Annotated in this window: 22 protein-coding genes; 11 read left to right on the forward strand and 11 right to left on the reverse strand. The window is 62.3% G+C overall.

Annotation, left to right across the window (positions count from 1 at the left end):
* Position 1: 1 nt before the first annotated feature.
* Positions 2-868 (reverse strand): tyrosine-type recombinase/integrase, encoded by an 867-nt coding sequence (locus HB675_RS24645; protein ID WP_213881794.1) that lies wholly within the window; start codon positions 866-868, stop codon positions 2-4.
* 121 nt (positions 869-989) lie between these two features.
* Between HB675_RS24645 and HB675_RS24650 the strand changes: the two genes are divergently transcribed.
* Positions 990-1,946 (forward strand): hypothetical protein, encoded by a 957-nt coding sequence (locus tag HB675_RS24650; RefSeq protein WP_213881772.1) that lies wholly within the window; start codon positions 990-992, stop codon positions 1,944-1,946.
* 18 nt (positions 1,947-1,964) lie between these two features.
* On the opposite strand, the gene HB675_RS24655 is transcribed toward HB675_RS24650, so the two are convergent.
* Both HB675_RS24655 and HB675_RS24660 read right to left on the reverse strand, forming a co-directional pair.
* Positions 1,965-2,705, reverse strand: coding sequence for an SDR family NAD(P)-dependent oxidoreductase (locus tag HB675_RS24655; RefSeq protein WP_213881773.1), 741 nt, complete (start codon positions 2,703-2,705; stop codon positions 1,965-1,967).
* Between the two features lie 61 nt (positions 2,706-2,766).
* Positions 2,767-3,597 (reverse strand): amidohydrolase family protein, encoded by an 831-nt coding sequence (locus HB675_RS24660; RefSeq protein ID WP_213881774.1) that lies wholly within the window; start codon positions 3,595-3,597, stop codon positions 2,767-2,769.
* Between the two features lie 150 nt (positions 3,598-3,747).
* Here HB675_RS24660 and HB675_RS24665 point away from each other — a divergent pair, with 150 nt between their 5' ends.
* The 3 genes from HB675_RS24665 (at position 3,748) to HB675_RS24675 (ending at position 6,388) form a co-directional block, all read left to right on the forward strand.
* Entirely contained in the window at positions 3,748-4,698 is a 951-nt protein-coding gene (locus HB675_RS24665; protein ID WP_213881775.1) for a LysR family transcriptional regulator, read from the forward strand.
* Between the two features lie 3 nt (positions 4,699-4,701).
* Entirely contained in the window at positions 4,702-5,883 is a 1,182-nt protein-coding gene (locus tag HB675_RS24670; RefSeq protein ID WP_213881776.1) for a hypothetical protein, read from the forward strand.
* A 121-nt stretch (positions 5,884-6,004) separates the two neighbouring features.
* Positions 6,005-6,388 (forward strand): ester cyclase, encoded by a 384-nt coding sequence (locus HB675_RS24675; protein ID WP_213881777.1) that lies wholly within the window; start codon positions 6,005-6,007, stop codon positions 6,386-6,388.
* On the opposite strand, the gene HB675_RS24680 is transcribed toward HB675_RS24675, so the two are convergent.
* The 8 genes from HB675_RS24680 to HB675_RS24715 all read right to left on the reverse strand — a co-directional run bounded on the left by HB675_RS24680 (position 6,385) and on the right by HB675_RS24715 (position 12,686).
* Positions 6,385-7,146: an SDR family oxidoreductase gene (locus tag HB675_RS24680; protein WP_213881778.1), complete on the reverse strand. Its 762-nt coding sequence runs from the start codon at positions 7,144-7,146 to the stop codon at positions 6,385-6,387. The two genes, HB675_RS24675 and HB675_RS24680, sit on opposite strands and share 4 nt — an antisense overlap.
* Positions 7,147-7,179: 33 nt before the next feature.
* On the reverse strand, positions 7,180-8,010 hold the full coding sequence (locus HB675_RS24685) for a transporter substrate-binding domain-containing protein (protein WP_213881779.1): 831 nt from the start codon (positions 8,008-8,010) through the stop codon (positions 7,180-7,182).
* A gap of 10 nt (positions 8,011-8,020) precedes the next feature.
* A complete protein-coding gene (locus tag HB675_RS24690) occupies positions 8,021-8,851 on the reverse strand; it encodes a transporter substrate-binding domain-containing protein (RefSeq protein ID WP_213881780.1) in 831 nt (276 codons plus the stop codon).
* Positions 8,852-8,888: 37 nt separating this feature from the next.
* A complete protein-coding gene (locus HB675_RS24695; protein WP_213881781.1) occupies positions 8,889-9,614 on the reverse strand; it encodes an ATP-binding cassette domain-containing protein in 726 nt (241 codons plus the stop codon).
* Positions 9,611-10,267 carry an amino acid ABC transporter permease gene (locus HB675_RS24700; RefSeq protein WP_213881782.1) on the reverse strand — a complete coding sequence of 219 codons (657 nt, stop codon included), beginning with the start codon at positions 10,265-10,267 and terminating at the stop codon, positions 9,611-9,613. The genes HB675_RS24695 and HB675_RS24700 overlap by 4 nt, the downstream gene beginning before the upstream one ends.
* 3 nt (positions 10,268-10,270) lie before the next feature.
* The gene (locus HB675_RS24705; protein WP_213881783.1) at positions 10,271-10,933 is read right to left on the reverse strand and encodes an amino acid ABC transporter permease; all 663 of its coding nucleotides are present in this window, start codon (positions 10,931-10,933) and stop codon (positions 10,271-10,273) included.
* Positions 10,934-11,036: 103 nt separating this feature from the next.
* Entirely contained in the window at positions 11,037-12,101 is a 1,065-nt protein-coding gene (locus tag HB675_RS24710; protein ID WP_213881784.1) for an LLM class flavin-dependent oxidoreductase, read from the reverse strand.
* A 45-nt stretch (positions 12,102-12,146) separates the two neighbouring features.
* Positions 12,147-12,686: a flavin reductase family protein gene (locus HB675_RS24715; RefSeq protein ID WP_213881785.1), complete on the reverse strand. Its 540-nt coding sequence runs from the start codon at positions 12,684-12,686 to the stop codon at positions 12,147-12,149.
* 168 nt (positions 12,687-12,854) lie between these two features.
* Here HB675_RS24715 and HB675_RS24720 point away from each other — a divergent pair, with 168 nt between their 5' ends.
* From HB675_RS24720 to HB675_RS24750, 7 genes are all read left to right on the forward strand, one after another.
* Positions 12,855-13,586: a GntR family transcriptional regulator gene (locus tag HB675_RS24720; RefSeq protein ID WP_213881786.1), complete on the forward strand. Its 732-nt coding sequence runs from the start codon at positions 12,855-12,857 to the stop codon at positions 13,584-13,586.
* A gap of 418 nt (positions 13,587-14,004) precedes the next feature.
* Complete coding sequence (locus HB675_RS24725) at positions 14,005-14,811, forward strand: transporter substrate-binding domain-containing protein (RefSeq protein WP_213881787.1); 807 nt, start codon at positions 14,005-14,007, stop codon at positions 14,809-14,811.
* A gap of 27 nt (positions 14,812-14,838) precedes the next feature.
* Positions 14,839-15,513: an amino acid ABC transporter permease gene (locus HB675_RS24730; RefSeq protein WP_213881788.1), complete on the forward strand. Its 675-nt coding sequence runs from the start codon at positions 14,839-14,841 to the stop codon at positions 15,511-15,513.
* Positions 15,513-16,259 carry an amino acid ABC transporter permease gene (locus HB675_RS24735; RefSeq protein WP_213881789.1) on the forward strand — a complete coding sequence of 249 codons (747 nt, stop codon included), beginning with the start codon at positions 15,513-15,515 and terminating at the stop codon, positions 16,257-16,259. Before HB675_RS24730 ends, HB675_RS24735 begins: the two co-directional genes overlap by 1 nt.
* A gap of 5 nt (positions 16,260-16,264) precedes the next feature.
* A complete protein-coding gene (locus HB675_RS24740; protein WP_213881790.1) occupies positions 16,265-17,002 on the forward strand; it encodes an amino acid ABC transporter ATP-binding protein in 738 nt (245 codons plus the stop codon).
* A 33-nt stretch (positions 17,003-17,035) separates the two neighbouring features.
* Complete coding sequence (locus tag HB675_RS24745) at positions 17,036-17,458, forward strand: Rid family hydrolase (RefSeq protein ID WP_213881791.1); 423 nt, start codon at positions 17,036-17,038, stop codon at positions 17,456-17,458.
* Positions 17,459-17,615: 157 nt separating this feature from the next.
* Positions 17,616-18,551, forward strand: coding sequence for a fatty acid desaturase (locus tag HB675_RS24750; protein WP_213881792.1), 936 nt, complete (start codon positions 17,616-17,618; stop codon positions 18,549-18,551).
* Positions 18,552-18,883: the final 332 nt, after the last annotated feature.

Consider the following 18,883-nt stretch of genomic DNA (forward strand, 5'->3'; position numbering starts at 1 on the left):
CTTACATCTCGAACCGATCCACCGCCCGCCGCCGTTCGTTGTCGTCCCTGACGTCATAACTGGCGGTGGTCTGGATATTGGTGTGGTGCGCCAGTTTCTGCGCTGTCGACAGATCATGCTCCTCGATCACCCGGGTGATGAACGAACGGCGAAAATCGTGGGGCATGATCTTGATGCCCACTTCGGCGCCACGGGTGCGAGCGATGTAATATATCGCGTGCTTGGTCACCCGCTCGCGGGTGATGTGGCTGCCGCGGCGAATGCGGTTGAACAGGAAGCTGTCATCCCCCACCCCTGCCGGCAACTGCGAACGACGCAGCGTCAGCCAGGCCTCCAGGCGTTCGAAGGCCCAGGCGGGCGCATACTTGAGCAACTGCTTGTTGCCCTTGCCGGTGACCTGCAGGCAACGCTCGGCAAAATCCACCTGGGCCAGGTCCAGATTGACCGATTCCGACTTGCGCATGCCCGAGCCGTAGAGCAAGGCAATCACGGCCGCATCCCGCCGGCCTTGAGGACGTGGATCGCCGTCGCAGACTTCCATCAGCTGACGAATCAAGGTGCGCTTGAGGTTGCGACCCTGGCTCAGGCGGGTGCCCGCCGCCGCCTTGACCGAGCGCATCCTGAGCAAATGTTCATGGTCGATCAGCCCTAGCCGCCAGCCCTCGTTCAGCACCCCGCGCACGGCGTTGACGTACAGTGACGAGGTGTTTGGCGCATAGCCATCATCTCTCAGCGCCGCCACCAGACTGCCAATGTGGCCAGGCTGCAATTGATGCCAAGGCACGTCGCTGATATCCATGTCGGCGAAACCCAGACGGTCGGCGGCGTCCTGCAGCACGTAACGCAAGGTCAGCTGGCTGGACGGCATCAGCCGGGCGAGGTACTGCTGCAAGGGGTTATGCGGGTCGAACACAAGTGGGGCCTTGTAAAGCTTGGCAAGTTCGCCATGTTAACAGCCCATCAACCGAATGACGTGGAGGCAGTACCCGATGCGCAGTGGATGGATCGCTCTTTTTGCTTTGATGTGGGCCGGAACAGTGCTGGCCGCAGGCGACTACACCGCCTTCGAGCCGCAAGCCGGTGGTGGCACCCTGCACTACTACGTGACCCCTGGCGTGAAAGCGCCCAGGGCCGCCTTGATCGTCCTGCACGGACACCCACGGGATGCCGAGAACACCTTTGACGCCGCCACCGAGGCCGTGGCCAACGCCGGCGAAAGTGCCGACACCGTCGTTGTCGCCCCGCAATTTCAGGTCTCGGCTCGCAGCGCAGATAAATGCACCGGCCAGGGCGTGCCCGATGCCGAGCCCGGTGACCTGCTGTGGACCTGCCGCTCCTGGGTAGAAGGCGAACCGGCCCGCAATGGCGCAGGCGTCAATTCTTACGCGGCCCTGGATGCGCTGGTGCACCGCCTGCATGAACAATGGCCGAGCCTGCACGAGGTCACCGTCGCCGGGTTCTCCGCCGGTGGGCAGATGGTGCAGCACTATATTGGCTATGCAGCCATCGAACCTGGGGTCAAGCTGCGCTACGTGGTGGGCTCCCCGGGTTCGTATCTGTATTTCGACCCGCAACGGCCAGACCCGGTGGCCAGCTGTGCTGACGCCAACCAGTGGCGCTACGGCACTGACAATGCCCCAGCCTGGCTGACCCGCAGCCCAGCCGACGCCCGCGCCCACTACGCCGGCGCCGATGTGCATTATCTGGTCGGCGCGCTGGACAGCAGCACGGCCAAGGGCACGTTTTACCCCATCCTCGACAAGTCCTGTGGCGCCATGAGCCAGGGCGAGTTCCGCCTGCAGCGGGCACAGGGTTTCGTCGAGTATGCGCGCAAGCGCCTGGTCAACGGCCACCAGAGCGAATTGGTCGTCGTGCCAGACTGTGCCCATGATGTGCGTTGCGTATTCCCGGCCCCGGCTGCACGTCAGGCCTTGTTGGGTCGCTGACGGCCACGCCGAGCGTATTCAATAGGTTGCCCTGCCGCCGCTGAGGTCGAACACAAAGCCTGTGGTAAAGCTGCATTCGGGACCGGCGATCCAGGTCACCATGTTGGCGATTTCATCGATTTGCAGGAAGCGCCCCATGGGGATCTTGGCCTTGCTGGCGACAATATGCTCAGGCGTCATTTCCGCCATCAGACCGGTTTCCACCATGGCCGGGGCGATGCAGTTCAGCAGTACGCCGTCCTGGGCCAGCTCCTTGGCGGCCGACTTGGTGAAAGCAATCACCCCGGCCTTGGCCGCCGAGTAGGCGCTGATGTATTGCACGCCGTCCTTGCCGGCCATGGACGCGACGTTGACGATGCGCCCATAGCCGCGTTCACGCATGTGCGGGATGACCGTACGGCAGCTATAAAACACGGCGGTCAAGTCGATGGCGATCACTTGGTCCCAAGCCTCCACCGGGTATTCCCAGGAAGGAACCACCGGACCATTGATGCCGGCGTTGTTGATCAGGATGTCGATGCGGCCCTGCTGGGTCAGCACCTGGTCCACTGCGGCCTGCACCGACGCCAGGCTGGCCACGTTGACGGCCTGGCGCAGCACCGGTTCGAAACCATTGGCTTGACTGTCCCAGCTGTCCACAGCCAGGTCCCAGATGACGATTTGCGCGCCGGCCTGGCTCAAGCGTTTGGCGATGCCCAGGCCGATGCCGCGCATGCCACCGGTGACGATGGCGGTCTGCCCTTCAAGACTGCGACTCATGCGGTGCTCCTTGTTGTTCTCGAACGTGTTCTGAAAAGTGTGTTCAAACGGCCAGGGTCGCTCAGCCGGAAAAACCGAACAGCCGCCGTGGCGTCTCCCACATCACCTGGCGTCGAACGGCCGGGTCGGGCATCAGCCGCTCGGCCAGTTTGAGCAACGGGCCGTAATCGACCCGCGCCTGCTCGCGAATGAACGGCCAGTCCGAACCCCAGATGCAGCCCTCAGGGCCAAAGGCTTCGAGCAGCGCGCGGACGTAGTCACCCGCCTGCTCGTCGAGGTGGTTGATCGACGCGTACTTCTGCATGCCGGAGATCTTCACGCAGGCACGGCCGCTGTCGGCCAGTTGCAGCAAGGCTTGAAAGCCGGGTTGGGCAAGGCCCTTGCGAACGTCCGGGCGCCCGCAGTGATCAATCAACAGCCGTGGCGAGGTGCTGTCGATCAGCCACAGCAGGTCCATCAGTTGATCGCCCTGCACTTGAATCTGCGCAAACAGGTGCAGTTCGGCGAGGCGGCCGAACAAAGGCGCGGCGTCGTCCAGCACGCTGACCCCTTCCAGCGCCGGGTTGAAAGCAATGCCCACCACGCCCTGCGCCTTGAGTGCAGCCAGCGCGTCGATGCCGATGGCGTGATCGACCACCGCCACGCCCTTGAAGCGCTGGCTGTCATGGGCCAAGGCGTTGAGCAACAGGCGGTTGTCCGCGCGGTAGCCGCTGGTGGGTTGCACCAGCAAGGCGTGCTGCACCCCGTAGGCATCCAGCACCCGCTTGAATTGCTCGAGGGTTGCCACTTCCTGCCCCGAGGGCGCGTAGACCGTGTCGGCGAGGTAAGGAAAGCGCACCGGGTCGAACAGATGGTTATGGCAATCGATCTTCGGTTCGTCGTAAATGCTCATGGGCGGCTCCTGCCAAGCGTGGCTGCGCTTGCACGGTGACTTTGTTATTGTTCGCCGCATCGGGCGACCCGGCACCTGGAACTTTAAGACCCTCCAGGCCGCCGCGCGACTATCCAAATGGCCCGGACAATAACCAAAGGTTAAGCATTCATGCCCTACGGCGAAGGCCCTGACGCCCAGACCATGGTGTTCAAGCTCAGGCACATGGAGGTGTTCCGCGCGGTGATGCTCACCGGGTCCATCAGTGGCGCGGCGAAAATGCTCTATGTGTCGCAACCGGCCGTGAGCAAACTGATCGGCTACATCGAAGGTCGTCTGGCCTATCGCCTGTTCGACCGCATCAACAACCGTTTGGTGGCCACAGCCGAGGCGCAGATCCTGCACCGTGAGGTGGAGCGGGTCTATCAGGCCGCCCTGGCGGTCAACGAGTGCGCGCGAGGGTTGGCCAACGGCCCGAGCCGCCAACTGAGCCTGTGCTGCAGCGCCTCGCTGTCCACCGTGGTCATCCCCTTCGGCCTGGCCCGGCTCAAGCAGCAGATGCCTGCATTGCAGATCGAATGGCAGACCACACTGATGCGTGACATGCCCAACCAGATCCTCTCGAAAAAGGTCGAACTGTCGGTCTCGGCGCTGCCGGTGGTCCACGACCACTTGCACTCCCTGCCCTACATGCGCGCCCGGCTGGTCTGTGTCATGGCGGCGGAGCATCCGTTTGCCCAGCGCGCCGTGTTGTCGCTGCATGACCTCGTGGGCCAGCCCCTGCTGCTGTTTCGTCCGGACATGCCGTTCGGCCGCCTGCTGGCCGACGCCATCGAACGGGAAAACCTGCACCTGACCTCCCTGCTCAGTTTCACCAACGCCACGGAAGCCGTGGCCTTGGTCAAACAAGGCATGGGCATGACCATCATCGACGAGTTCGTCGCCCAGGACAGCGCACTGGTGGTGGTGCCGTTAGAGGAGGCCATCGAGTTCGACGTCAGCTTCGTCTATTCCCGGTTCGAGCCGCTGTCGGCGGCGGCGCTGCGGCTGCTGGGCGTGCTGCACGAACAAGCCGTCAAGCTGGGCAGGAACATCCCCGGCTTCACCCTGCCGAGCGCCTGAACCATGCGGATCATCGAAAAAAGTGGCACCCCGGTGCGCAGCCTGACCCCAGCCGAACGGGCCCTGCTGGAAGCCTTCGTCGGCGGCCAACTGGAAAACGTACAGCGGTTGCACGCCAACCAGTGGCTGCTCAAAGTGCGCAGCGAAGGCCAATGGCTGGCCTGCGATTGCCAGACGCGCAGCGCACCGGTGATGAACGTTACCCTCGACGGCAGCACCGGCACGCTGTTCCTGAAAGACAACCCCGGCAGCGCCGAGCACGCTCGGGGCTGCCCCTTCATCAAGGACGATCGCGAGCCCGGCGAGCGCAGCGAGGTGGACGATGTGCCGGCCAGCTGGCTGGCACCGGACCGGCCGCTCAAGCTGATCGGCGACTTCAAGCCGGCCGGCGCCGACAGCGTCGGTACTGGCCTCTACGAAAGCCGCGAACCCCATCGCCTGCTATCGTTGCTGCTGACCCTGGTGGAAGCCTCCGGCCTCAATGTCTACGCCACACACCTGAAGAAAGACCTCAGCGCCCAGTTTGCGGAACTGCGCACTGTCGCCGCCCGTTACCCACTGATCGACCGCGTGCCCGCCAGCCATTTCCTCGAGACCCGTGTGGACATCAAGCACATGATGATGCTCAAGGGCCGGCTCAAGGATTCGGCGGCGTTCGGCGAGCACCGTCGGCACGGTCTGCTGCTGGACTGCGTTGCCCAGGTGCAGGCGCGCAAGGTGCTGACCGATGCTCACGGCAGCGGCTTCGACTATCAGGGTCACCATTCCCGCTGGGGCGGGGCCAAGACCCAGGGCCCGTTGCTGGCCTTGGCCATCTATGCAACCACCGCGCCGCAGCGACAGTTTTACGAAATGATCCACCTGGCCACCCTGCCCGTCCTGTCCCGTGGCCAGCTGTTTCCGATTTATCGCGATGAAGAGCGTGAACCGCTGAAGATGCTCATCGGTCTGATTGACTGGATGGCCGACAAAGGCGTCAAGGTCACCATGCGCCGTCCGGTGATCGGCGGCGTGGTGATGGACGAACTGGTGCTCAGTGCCGCGCGCGAACGCATTCTGTCGGTGTCCTTGACCCACAGCCCGCAAGGGCCGGAGCCACGCTCGGAAACCTTCAAGCGCCTGGCCGATTTCAAGAGCCTGGAGACGTTCAAGCGCTATGTCGCCGGTTTTTTCATGCGCGCCTGACGGTTCAACCTTGTGGCAGTAGCCCTTGGGCGCGATCGCATCACCGCGCAAGCAGGAGCGCGCGAAGCCCGCGATGCGGCCGACACCGTCTCAAACCCACAAAACCCAGAAAGGCCCCCACATGCCTGACCTCGACACCTTCTACCGCAACTACATCCGCTGCCTCAACCATCAGAGCTGGACGGAACTTGGCCAGTTTGTCAGTGAGGATGTCGAATACAATGGCCTGCGCGTCGGCCTGGACGGCTACCGGCACATGCTCGAACGGGACTTTCAGCAGATCCTCGACCTGCAATTCGTCATCCGCCTGCTGGTCACCGACAGCCAGACCATCGCCGCCCGCCTGGCCTTCGACTGCTCACCCACCGGGGTTTTCCAGGGAGTGGCCGTCGACGGCCGGCGGCTGCACTTTTGCGAGAACGTGTTCTACGAAGTCAGCAGCGGACGCATTGCCCAGGTCTGGTCGGTGATCGACAAAACCGCGGTCGAGATGCAGATGGCCTAGATAGAGATCCCGCCATCGGCAATCAACGTCTGCCCTGTGGTCATTTTCGCGGCGAAACCGAGATAGAGGATCATCTCGGCAACGTCCCCGGTGGTGCACCAGCGTTGCAGGGGCGTGGCGCTTTCCGAGGTTTTCTTGTGATCCTCGGTCCACTCGATGGCCCAGCTGCTGATCACCGCCCCCGGCGCCACGGCGTTGACCCGAACCTCGGGGGCCAGCGCGCGTGCCAGGTTCTTGGTCAAGTTGATCACTGCCGCCTTCGAAGCGCTGTAGCTCAGGCTGCTGCTCACCGAACTGAAACCGGCGATGGACGCCGTATTGACGATGGCCCCGCCGCTGGCCTTGAGGGCCGGGGCGGCGGCCTTGGCGCAGCGGAAGACGCTCATCAGGTTAGTGTTGAGAATCAACGCCCAGAGCTCTTCACTCACCGCCTCCAGATCGCTGATCGGGATCGGCTTGCTGAGGCCGGGGGTGCCCGCATTGTTGACCAGCAGGTCGAGGCCGCCCAGATCACTGATTGCCTGCTTGACCATGGCGTCGGCCGCTTCCGGAATGCCCAGATCTCCAGGCGCCGCGATCGCCTGGCCACCTGCGGCGAGAATCGACTCCACCGCCTGGGGACCACGCGGGTCGCCAGGCAGATAATTGATGGCCACCACGGCCCCTGCCGCCGCCAGCTGCCGCGCGGTTTCCAGGCCGATACCCGATGCGCCGCCGGTGACCAGCGCGCGTTTGTTGGCTAAGTCAAAACTGAGCATGTGTAGTCCTTGGGATAAATGAACAGACAGTTCTTAGAAATCTACGCCCTTGACGCCCAGTACTGGCGGCGCAAGATCACTGATGTAGTGGTGATAGACCTCGGCAAAACGGCCCGACGCCACCTGGTTCCAGACGAACAATTTGACCCAGTCGAGGGTCTCCTGGTCGTCGCGACGCACAGCAATGGATACCAGATCTGGCGGAAACGGCGCTTCGCCGGCCATGGTAAAGGTCGGAAACTGACCGCTTTTGATCAGCGTATTGGCCACGGCGGTGGCTTGCAGCACGGCATCGACCTTGCCTTGTTGGAGGGCGAGAAAAGCTTCGGTGTCGCTGGCATAGCCGATGTAGGAGGTCTTGGGGTCGTTCCAACCGGCAATGTCCTTCTTGAGCATCTGCTCGGTGGAAGTGCCCGTCACCCCGCCCAGGGTGTGGCCCTTGAGGTCGCCATAGCCCTTGATGCCGCTGTCCTTGCGGGTGATGACGGCAGTGGTGTAGTTCATGTACGGCTGGCTGAAGCCCACGGTCATGCCGCGGGCCACGGTGCTGGTGGTGGACGCGATCAACACGTCGATGCGGTTCGAGACCAGCGCCGGAATGCGATCGGACGACGGCGTTTCGACGATCTCGGCAGTGGCGCCCAACGCCTTGGCCATGTCGTTGCAATACGCCACATCGAAGCCATCGGGCTGGTTGTCGGCGTTGCGAAAGCCCGACGGCGGCGAGTCAAGCATGACCCCGCAGCGCAGCTTTTTCGACTGCACGATCTTGTCCAGGGCGGGTGTCGCCTCGGCCGCGGGGCTTGCGAGAACACCGGTCAGCGACACCAGTACGGCGCACAGGGTCAGGTATTTCAGGTTCATGCTCAATCCCTCAGTAGTTGACGCCGTTGACACTCAGGGACGGTGCATCGCCCGGAGCGAAGTACTGGTTGTAGATTTCCTTGTAGCGACCCGAAGCCACCTGGTTCCAGACAAACAGCTTGGTCCAGTTGAGGAACTCGAAATCGCTGCGCTTGACCGCGATGGACAGCAGGTCCGGCGGCATCGGCGCGTCGCCGGCCATTTCCAGGTGAGGAAACTGGCCACTCTTGATCAGCAAGGTGCACACCGGAATCGACAACAGGATCGCATCCACCTTGCCCTGCTCCAGGGCCATGTAAGAGTCGTTGTCGTTGCCATAGCCGGTGTACGCGGTATTGGGCGCGTTCCACTTGCCGATGGCCGACTTCAGAAACTGCTCGGTGGTGGTGCCGGTGACGCCCCCCAACGGGTGGCCCTTGAGGTCGTCCCAGCCCTTGATGCCCGAACCTTTGCGAGTCAGCACGGCGATGGGCACGCTCAGGTAGGGTTGGGTGAAGGCCACGCTCAAGCCCCGGGCCGAGGAGTTGGTGGTCGAGGCCACCAGCACGTCGATGCGGTTAGAGACCAGTGCCGGAATGCGGTCCGGCGACGGCGTTTCGACGATCACCGCCTTGGCGCCCAATGCCTTGGCCATGTCGTTGCAGTAGGCGACATCGTAGCCATCAGGCTGGTTATCGACGGTGCGAAAGCCCGAGGGTGGCGAATCGAGCATGACCCCGCAGCGCAGCACCTTCGACTGCACCACCGCATCCAGTGTCGAGGCGGCCTGGGCCCCGCCCGACACGCTGGCCCCCACCAGCAGCACGGTACCCCACGATACCCACAGTGCACGTTTCAGCATTTTCTTCGCTCTCTCTAAGGATGATGGTTGAAGCGGCTTACTGATGTTCGCGACGCAGAAACTTTTTCGTATGCTCGCTGCTCGGCTGGCCCAGCACCTGGCCGACGGTGCCGATCTCGGCCACGGTGCCGGCGTGGAGAAAGGCCACCCGGTCGCTGGAGTTGCGCGCAAAGGCGATGTCGTGGGTCACTACCACCATGGTCATGCCTTCCTTGCGCAGCATGCGCATGGTGTCCAGCACCTCGCCCACCAGCTCCGGGTCCAGGGCCGAGGTCACCTCGTCGAACAGCATGTAAGTGGGTTGCATGGCCAGGGCGCGGGCAATGGCCAGGCGTTGCTGCTGGCCGCCCGACAAACGTGACGGCAACAGGTCGGCCTTGCCTGCAAGGCCCACGTGCTCCAGGTGCTTGACCGCCAGCTCCCGCGCCTCGCGGCGGCTCTTGCCGCCGACCAGACGCGGCGCCAGGGCGACGTTCTCCAGTGCCGTCAGGTGCGGAAAAGCATTGAACTGCTGGAACACGATGCCCAGCTTCTGGCGCAGCTTGTTGAGGTCGGTCTTGCGATCATGAACATCGATGCCGTCGACCTTGATGTGGCCGCCCTGGATCGGCTCCAGGGCGTTGATGCATTGCAGCAGAGTCGACTTGCCCGAACCACTGGCCCCCAGCAGGCACAGCAGTTCACCCTTGTTCACGTCCAGGTCGATGCCCTTGAGAATCTCGATATTGCCGAATTGCTTGCGCACGCCACGGATCTCGATCACAGCGCCATCCTCCTTTCCACACGGGCGCTATAACGCGACACCGGGTAACAGATCACAAAGTAGAAAATCCCCACGCCCGCCAGCAGCAACAGGGTTTCATGAGTGCGGCTGATCAGAATCTGCGAGGACTTCATGAACTCCACGTAGCCCACCACGCTGACCAGCGCGCTGTCCTTGGCCAGCCCCAGCAGCAGGCCGACCCAGGCCGCGAAACTGGTGCGCACCGCCAGCGGCGCGCTGATATGCACGAATTCCTGAGCGCCGCTCAGGCCCAGCGAGCGAGCGGAGCGGCGAAAGGTCGGCGGCACGGAGGCCAGGCCTGCGCGCACCACTTCGGCGGTGACCACTGCCATGGATGAGCTGAGCACCGCCACGCACAGCCAGAAGGTGTTGACGTTGGCACCGGCCAGTGCCAGAAAACTGTTGGTCAGCACCAGTTGAATGATCAGCGGCACGCTGCGCACCACATCGATGTAGGGCGCCGTTACCACCCGCAGCACCCCTGAGCTGTAGCGCATCCAGCCCAGGGCAATGCCCAGCAAGGTGCCCAACAGCCCCGCCACGGCGGTCACCCACAGGGTGTGCCCGGCGCCCTGCAACAAAAACCAGGCGTCGCGCCAGTGCAGACTTGGATCGGCCAGTACAAATTGCATGGTTCAGACCCTCAGCCAGCGCCGAAACACCACCCGCGCGCCCAGTTCGACGAACTTGGCCAGCAGGTAGTAGATCAAGGCGGTAATAAAGAAGAATTCGAAGCTGCGGAAACTCACCGACTGCGCAGACTGGGCGGCGCCGGACAGCTCGTGCAGGCCCACCAACATGCCCAGCGAGGTGTTGAGCAAGGCCCACACGGCCTGGGTGACATAGCCGTAGAAGACGATGCGCAGCAGCTGCGGAAAGATCACGTGCAGGTAGCTTTGTAGCGGCGAAAGCCCCAGCGAGCGTGCCGCCGACAGTTGCTGGCGATGCACCGCGGCCAGTCCTCCACGGAAGATTTCCGCGAGGTAGCCGGCGTTGTTGAAGGACAGCGCCGTGAGCACTGCCGCGTAGCTGCTGATCTGGATGCCGATGGCGCCCAGGCCGAAATACATCATGTAGATCTGGAACAGCACGGGTGTGTTGCGGGCCATTTCGACCCAGGCGCTGGCCAGGCGCAGCGATACGCCTTGGCCTTTTTGCCTGATCAGGGCCAGACCCAGGCCGATGACCGTGCCGATGAACATCGACAGCAAGGCGATCTGCAGGGTCAACCACGCGCCGGCCAACAACTCCGGCAGCGCGTCCCACACCAGTGACCAATAAAAAACGTAGCCGAACATGCGTCGCCACCTTGTATGAAGGGCCTTGGCAGCTGAATCGCAAACAGGTGTGGCCGACCTGCGCTGTGCCGCGCTTGGGTCGTGGATCGGCGGTGCTCCGAGTTCAGCGCTTGCCGATAAGCTCCAGCGGCCCCAACTCACGCTCGATCATGGGCACCACCTCGTTGGCAAAACGCTCCAGCGAGCGGCGGGCGCGGCTCAGCGGCATGCAGCCAAACTGGAAATTGCAGGCGTAATGCACCGGGTCCAGGTGGCGGATGTTGTCGATCATCTTCGCCGCCACCTCCTCGGCGCTGCCCACCACGGTGTTGGCGGTGTATTGCTCGATGCTCTGTTCGCCGTCCACGGCCTGATCGCGGATGAAGTGGCCATCCATCGGCAGAATGTTGTGGCGCAGGTGATGGGCCATGCGCCCCACGTAGCGGGCACGCTCGCCGGCTTCCAGGGCTTCACTGCGGCTGTCGGTGATGTGCACGTATTGCATGATCGACAGCGGTTTCGTCGCCGGCTCGCAACCCACCGCCGCCCAGTTGGCATTGAGCCCGTCAACCATTTTGTACAACACCGGCGAGCCCAGGGTACTGGCGGCCAGAAACGGAATAGCGTCGGTGTTCTTGAAGCGCTCGAGCAGGGCTGGCTGAGTCGAGGTGTAGTAGATGGGCGGCAGCGGCTTCTGCAACGGGCCGAGGGCAAAGGTGGTGCGCGGCACCTGGATGTGCTTGCCGTTGAATTCCACCTCCCCGCGGGTCAAGGCTTGCTCGATGACGTCCCAATACTCCAGGAAGATGTCGACTTTGTCTTCGATGGCCACGCCGAAGCGCTCGAACTCGAACAGCTGATAGCCGGTGCCCAGACCGATCACTGCCCGCCCTTGGGACTGGATGTCCAGCAAGGCAATTTCCTGGGCCAGGCGCAGCGGGTTGTACAACGGCAACACCAGCACCCCGGCCCCCAGCTTGATCTTCGAGGTCCAGCCGGCGGCGTAACTGGCCATCATCAAGGGCGACGGTGACGACGAATAGTTGCAGAAGTGGTGCTCGGCAAACCAGGCGATGTCGAAGCCAGCTTGCTCGGCACCCTGCACCATTTGCTTGGTGTCGGCCATCACACCGGCGGCGCCTTCAGGGTGGTCACGCAGGGTCATCAGACTGAAAAGACCAAACTTCATTGAAACGTTCCTCACACAGGGGCGCGGGTGCGCACAACAAATGGATTAAAGGCTGCAAGCCAGTGGCGTAGTGCCTACGTACAGGCCGTTCTGGTAAATCAGTGGCGCCACCTGCTCGGTAAAACGCACGTCCTTGACGCGGCCGATCACCACGATGTGGGTGCCGTAGGCAATGGTGTGTTCGACCTGGCAAAAGAGGTTGGCCTGCGCGTCTTCCAGGTACGGCACGCCTTCCTCGCCCAAGGCCCAGCGGCCTTCGGTAAAGCGCTCGGAGCCTTTGAGGCGCCCGCCAAAGCTGTTGGAAATCGCCACGTGTTCGCTGCGTAGCAGGTTCACGTAGAAGTGCCGGGAGGCGTTCAGCGCCGGAAGTACCGAGGAGCTGGCGTTGATGCAGGTGACGATCGATGCCGGCTCTGCGCATAGCGACGTCACCGCCGTGGCAGTCAGGCCGTGCCATTGATCGTCAGCCGCGCAGGTAATCACGCTGACGCTGGCGGCCAGGCGACGCATCGACTGCTTGAACAACATCTGCAGCTGCTCGCCGCGCTCTGCCGTGGTGTCGCTGGAGTGGAGATTGGAATGCATGGTGGCTTGAACCTGTCGCTGCCCGAATTCCGTTTTAAAATTGCAGATTGTCAACAATCCGTCAAGCAAGCTGAATGAACTTTTTTCAGGGCCCTGTGCCTGCAAGCGCGCAGGCAGAAGCCCGTGATAAGCTGCGCCGAAATACGCACAAGGCGGATGGAAGGGAAAATGGTTGCAAAGAAAAACGCCGCGGGCGCTGTGCTCGCGCCCATGTCCAACCTGGAAAGTGCCGAACATGCGGCCGATCAGATCCGCGCCGCGATCATTGCCGGTCAGTTCCAGCCCGGTGACCGCCTGATCGAAAAACAGCTCACCGACCAGCTCAATCTGTCCCGTCATCCGGTCCGCGAAGCGCTGCGTCGATTGAGCCGCGAAGGCCTGGTGGAGATGCGGGTCAACCGGGGCGCCATCGTTGCCGAGCTGGATTCCAATGCGATCCTGGAGGTCTACGCGATTCGCGCGTCCCTGGGCAAGCTGGCCCTCAAGGCATTGATCGACAGCCCCGACCGCCTGACCCCGGCGGTGCTCAAGGCCCTCGAAAGCCTGGCCAAAAATGCCCTGAAACTGGCACGCCAGGACGATCAGGCCAAGACCATCGCCAACGACCTGGAGTTTCAGAGCCGCATTGTCCAGGCCAGTGGCCAGGAGCGTTGCACCCGCTACTTCGACGAACTGACCGCCGAAGTCCAGCGCTTCAACAACTTGTCCCACATCACCTACACCGACCGCGAAGGCGATGCGATCAACTACGTGCTGGCCCTGTTCGAAGCCATCAAGGCCCGCGATTTGCAACGTGCCGAGTCCATCTGGCAGCTGAAATTCAGCCGCGCGGCGGATCGCTTCATCGCCCATACCCACGGGCAGGAACCGTCCGGCCATGCCGTGGCGGTCCCTCGCTGAAGCATCGGCGGCGCGCCACGTCGGCACCCAAAAAACTTTGATTTATTTTCTGCACCCTTTTAGTTCGAACGCTTGCCTACCGTGCATTTCCTGCCCCGACGGCGAGCGTGTTTCACAGCGCAGGGCCAGCCTTCATGGCCAGCCACCGGCGCCGCAGGATGACCACGCCGCCTTCTCTCACGTCATAAAACAACATGGAAAACAAGAAGATGCCTTGAGGGAACGCTGGCAAAGCTGACGCCTTCGGGCATTTTTTCCGCGTGACCTGCCGGTTTTAACCGCCGTCGCATCCCCTGGTTTTCGCCCTTCGTCGGCTCATGGGCTCGTATTGACACGCCACGAATTGTTGATAATCATCAAAACACGCCCGCTGTTTCGATACCCGGAACGGCCCGTCTGGACAGGTCTGGAGTGGAGCATGCTGAAAAAATTTGCCGTAGCGATGTTGGGATTGTTGCTGATCACTGGAGCGGTCGAACACGCCCAGGCCCGGCCGCTGGACGAGATTCTCAAAAGCGGCACGCTGCGGGTCGGCGTATTACCCAACTCGCCGCCGCAGTCGGCCATCGGCGCCAACAACGAGCTCGAAGGCTTCGACATTGACGTCGCGAAAAAGCTGGCGGAGACCTTGGGCGTCAAACCTGAATTTGTCATGACCGAAATTGCCCAGCGCGTCCCCTTTCTGGTCACCGACCGCATCGATATCTGCCTGGGTGGCCTGACCCGCACCGTCGAACGGGCCAAGCTGATCAGCTACACCGTGCCGCTGCACACCGAATCCATGGGCGTGCTGACCACCGACAAGCTCAAGATCAGCAACTGGAAAGAACTCAACGACAGCAAATACACCTTGGTGTTGATCCGTGGCGTCTGGACCTCCGACTTCCTCAAACAGAACCTGCCCAATGCCAAGGTGCTGTTCGTCGACACCATGGCCGACACTATCCGTTCCATCGCTCAAGGCCGCGCCGATGCACTGGTGGAGAACATCGAGTTCTACGTGCCCTTCACCAAGAACTATCCCGACGTGCATTGGGTGACCATGCCCGAAGCCCTCAATACCGCCTACGACGGTATAGGCCTTGCACAGAACAACACGGCATTGCGCGATGTGCTCAACGTGGCGCTGTACAACCTGCACACCTCAGGCTTCGTCAACCAGACCTGGGAGACCTGGTTCAAGGCCCCCATGCTGGTCAAGGTCGTGCCCTCGCCTTACTTCTGATGCCGTGGGTCCACCGGGGAGTCAACCATGCATTACAGCTTTCAGTTCGGTGACATTCTCAAGGCCTGGCCCGACCTGCTGGCCGGTGCCGCAGTCACCCTGGTGGTCGCGTTCCTGGCGTTCTGGATCGGCATGTTGATCGGCCTGGCCGGCGCCCTGGCGCAACAGCAGGCGCGGCCGTGGATACGACGCCTGGTGCGCAGCTACGTGGTGTTCTTCACCAACACACCCTCGCTGATCCAGATCTTTGTGCTGTTCTATGGCCTGCCCGATGTCGGCATCGTGCTGTCGCCGATGGCGGCGGTGTTGATCGGCCTGTCCCTGAACGGCGGCGCCTACCTCACCGATATCATCCGCGGCGGCTTGCTCTCCGTGAAACAGGCCGAGCTGGAAGCGGCCGCGACCTTGAACATGAGCGCCTGGCAGAGCTTTCGCTACGTGACCCTGCCGCATCTGGCGGCAACGCTATACCCGATGCTCTCCAACTTCTTTATCTGGATTTTGCTGGGCAGCTCCATCGGCGGCCTGTTCGGGGTCAATGAACTGGCCGGCAAGGCCATCGACATCAGCTCCACTACCATGCGCAGCATCGAGGCGTTCACCGTCACCGCCGGGATCTACGTGGTGCTGACCTTCATCGCCAGCCTGTTCCTGTACGCGGTGGGCTATTTCGGCTTTCGCGTTCGTGCGAGGTTCATCTGATGCTGACCCTGTCCCAGCAACTGCACCAACTCTTCAGCGGCTTCACCTTAATGTTCCTGCTCCAGGCGGCTGCCACCACCTTGGCCTTGGCGGCCGTGGGCTGCAGCATCGGCCTGCTGATGGGCTTCGTCATCGCCTGTGTCCGTCGCACCCGCAGCCTATGGTTGCTGCCGCTGCGGGGGCTGCTGATTGTGTTTGTCGAACTGATGCGGCGCATTCCGTTTCTGGTCACGCTGTTTCTGACCCTGTTCGTGCTCCAGGCCATGGGCACCAACCTGTCCTTCTTTGTCATCGGGCTGATCGCGGTGTGCCTGATCTCCACGGCCTACCTGGCGGAGATCTTTCGCGCTGGCTTCGACTCGGTGCCACAGGCGCAGATCGAAGCGGCGCAAACCCTGAACTTCAGTCAGGCCCAGCTGATTTTTCTGGTGCTGCTGCCACAGGCGTGGAAAGTGGTGCTCCCGCCGGCCTTCAGCTTCATGGTCTCGTTCATCAAGGACACCGCGCTGGCCTCGCAGCTTGGCGTCGTGGAATTGACCTTCGCGGGCAAGATCCTCATCACCCGTGGCTACTCCTCGTTTCTGATCTACGGGCTGGTGCTGGTGATCTACTTCGCCATGTCCTACCCGCTGAGCCGCCTGGGCGCGCGCCTGGAGCGCCGGGTCAGCCGGGCGCTGATTGCCGAACTGCCCGCCGCCGAGAGCATGCTGTTGACCCCTGCCACCCCCCTTCTGGACCGGAGATAACCATCATGGCCCATCTGCAAGTCAACAACCTGTCGTGTTCCTACGGCCCATTGAAGGTGCTGGACGGGGTCAACCTAAGCCTGGAAAAAGGTCAGGTGGTCAGCTTGATCGGTGGCTCGGGCTCGGGCAAGAGCACCCTGCTGCGGGTGATCATGGGCTTGACCAAACCGGATCAAGGCAGCATCGACCTGGAGTCGCAACCCATCGACTACCACTCACCGGGCAGCGTGCGCAGCGCCCGGGAAAAAATCGCCATCGTCTTTCAGCAATACAACCTGTTCCACAACATGAGCGTGTTGCAGAACGTCATGGTCACCCCGGTCAAGGTGCAGAAACGCCCGGCCGCCAAGGTCCGCGAAGAAGCCCTGGCGCTGTTGGCCAAGGTCGGCCTGCAAAGCAAATCCGAGGTCTACCCGGCGCAACTCTCGGGTGGCCAGCAGCAACGGGTGGCCATCAGCCGGGCCCTCGCGCTGCACCCGCACATTCTGTTGCTCGATGAAGTGACCTCGGCCCTGGACCCTGAGCTGGTGGGCGAGGTCCTCGACACCGTCCGCACCCTGGCCAACGAGGGGATGACCATGCTGATCGTCTCCCACGAGATGCGCTTTGTGCGCGAGGTCTCCGATCAGGTGGCGATGATGGACAAGGGCCGCATCATCGAAATGGGGCCGCCCGAGCAAGTCTTCGATGCACCGCAGAACCCCCGCACCCAGGCGTTCATGAAAAAGATCGCCTGGCATTGATCACTCACTTTTCTTTCAGGACTTTTATTGTTCATGGCACAGATAACCAAGCTCAAATCCGGCAGCATTCTCGAAGAGAAGGAAAGCTTCTCCCGTGCGGTGGTGGTCGACAACTGGATCTTCATGTCCCTGACCTCCGGGCGTGACTATAAAAGCCGGGTCATGCCCGACACCGCCCTGGGCCAGGCCGAAAACGCCCTGCGCAATGTCGAGGGCGCCTTGCAGGCGGTGGGGTCGCAACTGAGTGACGTGGTGCGCTCGCGGATTTTCATTCCCCGCCAGGCCGACGTTTCCGCCGTCATGGCCTTCATCGGCGAGCGCTTTCGCGGCATCGACCATGCACACTGCGTGACCTGCTCGGCGCTGGGTGGGCCGGAATACCTGTTCGAGATTGAAGTCACCGCCTACAAAGGCGCCGGCAACGGGCCGCAGGAGCGGTTGGTGATCAGTCTTTGAGTTGAGGAGGCCTTTGGGTGCCTGCCCTGAGACGTCATCCAGGCAGGCACCACATATACCTTTTAGTTACCATAAAGTAGCAATCTGTAATTATTCAGGCATAAAAAATCTTGCTACCTTGGCCTCTACATTCAAGCCAGACCAGCAGTCCACGGCCATGCCCAATTACCTCGACGCCCAGCACCGCGAACAGATCCTGCACCTGCAATCCTCCTTCACCGCCCGCACCGACTGGCCCACCTGGCTGCTGCTGATCGGCACCGTCGGCGCCTGGTTCACCCTGCTCCAATACACGACCTCCCTGGGCCAGGCCCTGACCCTGCTGTTGCTGGTGCCTCTCATTACCCTGTGGATGTCCCTGCAACACGAGTTGCTCCATGGCCATCCAACGCGTTGGGTCGGCTTCAACAAATTGTTGGGTTATGCCCCCTTGGCAATCTGGTATCCCTACACCCTCTACCGCGACAGCCACTTGCTGCACCACCGTGATGAAGCCCTGACGCGCCCGCACCTGGACCCGGAAAGCCGCTATTTCGACCGCCTGGCCTGGGACCGCAGCAGCCCCGCCGAGCGTGCGGTGCATTGGTTGAACAAGACCTTGTGTGGTCGCCTGCTGGTCGGACCCGCGCTGGCTCTGACGGGCCTGCTCATGGCCGAAACCCGACGGTTGCGCCAGGGCTCGCTGCAGGCGTGGCGGATGTGGTCGAGCCATGCCGTGGCGGTGACCCTGCTGCTGGTCTACGTCCACAGCCAAGGCCTCGCTGTAGGCGCCTATCTGGCAGCCAGCCTGTTGGCACTGGCCTTGTCGATGGTGCGCTCCTACTACGAGCATCGCCCCGCCGATGCCCCTGAACACCGCTCGGTGCTCAACGAGGCCGGCTGGCCGTGGCGCTGGCTGTTCCTGAACCTTAACCTGCACCTGGTCCACCATGACCTGCCGGGCCTGGCCTGGTATCACTTGCCCCGGGTCTATGCCGCGCGCCGTGAAGAGTGGTTACAGCGCAGCGGGCATTTTCTGGTCAAGGGGTATGGCGAGCTGTTTGGGCGTTTTGGCGTGGTACCGATCGACAGCCCCCGGCATCCCTGGCAATGATACAGCGCGACATCAGCCCGCTGGCCAGCCATGCCAGGCTGACGTACTTGGACACGTCGCGATAGCCCCCGCCGCAGCCAAAAGGGAGTCGCTGTAAAAGCGAAAGGGGCCTTCGGCCACCCTGGAGATGCCGGATAAGCTAGCCGCATTTCAGTAGCAACTCTGAGATCGTCATGGCGACCCGAATTCAAGTGAGCGAATCCGTGTTACGCAGTGATGCCCGCGCTGTTCCGTTCGGCCAGCTGAGGGCGCGGACAATCAAGATCAACAGCCAGATCAACAGCGGATCGCGGCCGGGATCACGGCGGCGCTGTTGCTCTGGCTGTGCTGTT

It is taken from the genome of Pseudomonas sp. dw_358, assembly GCF_018449655.1.
In the GTDB taxonomy this organism is placed as follows: domain Bacteria; phylum Pseudomonadota; class Gammaproteobacteria; order Pseudomonadales; family Pseudomonadaceae; genus Aquipseudomonas.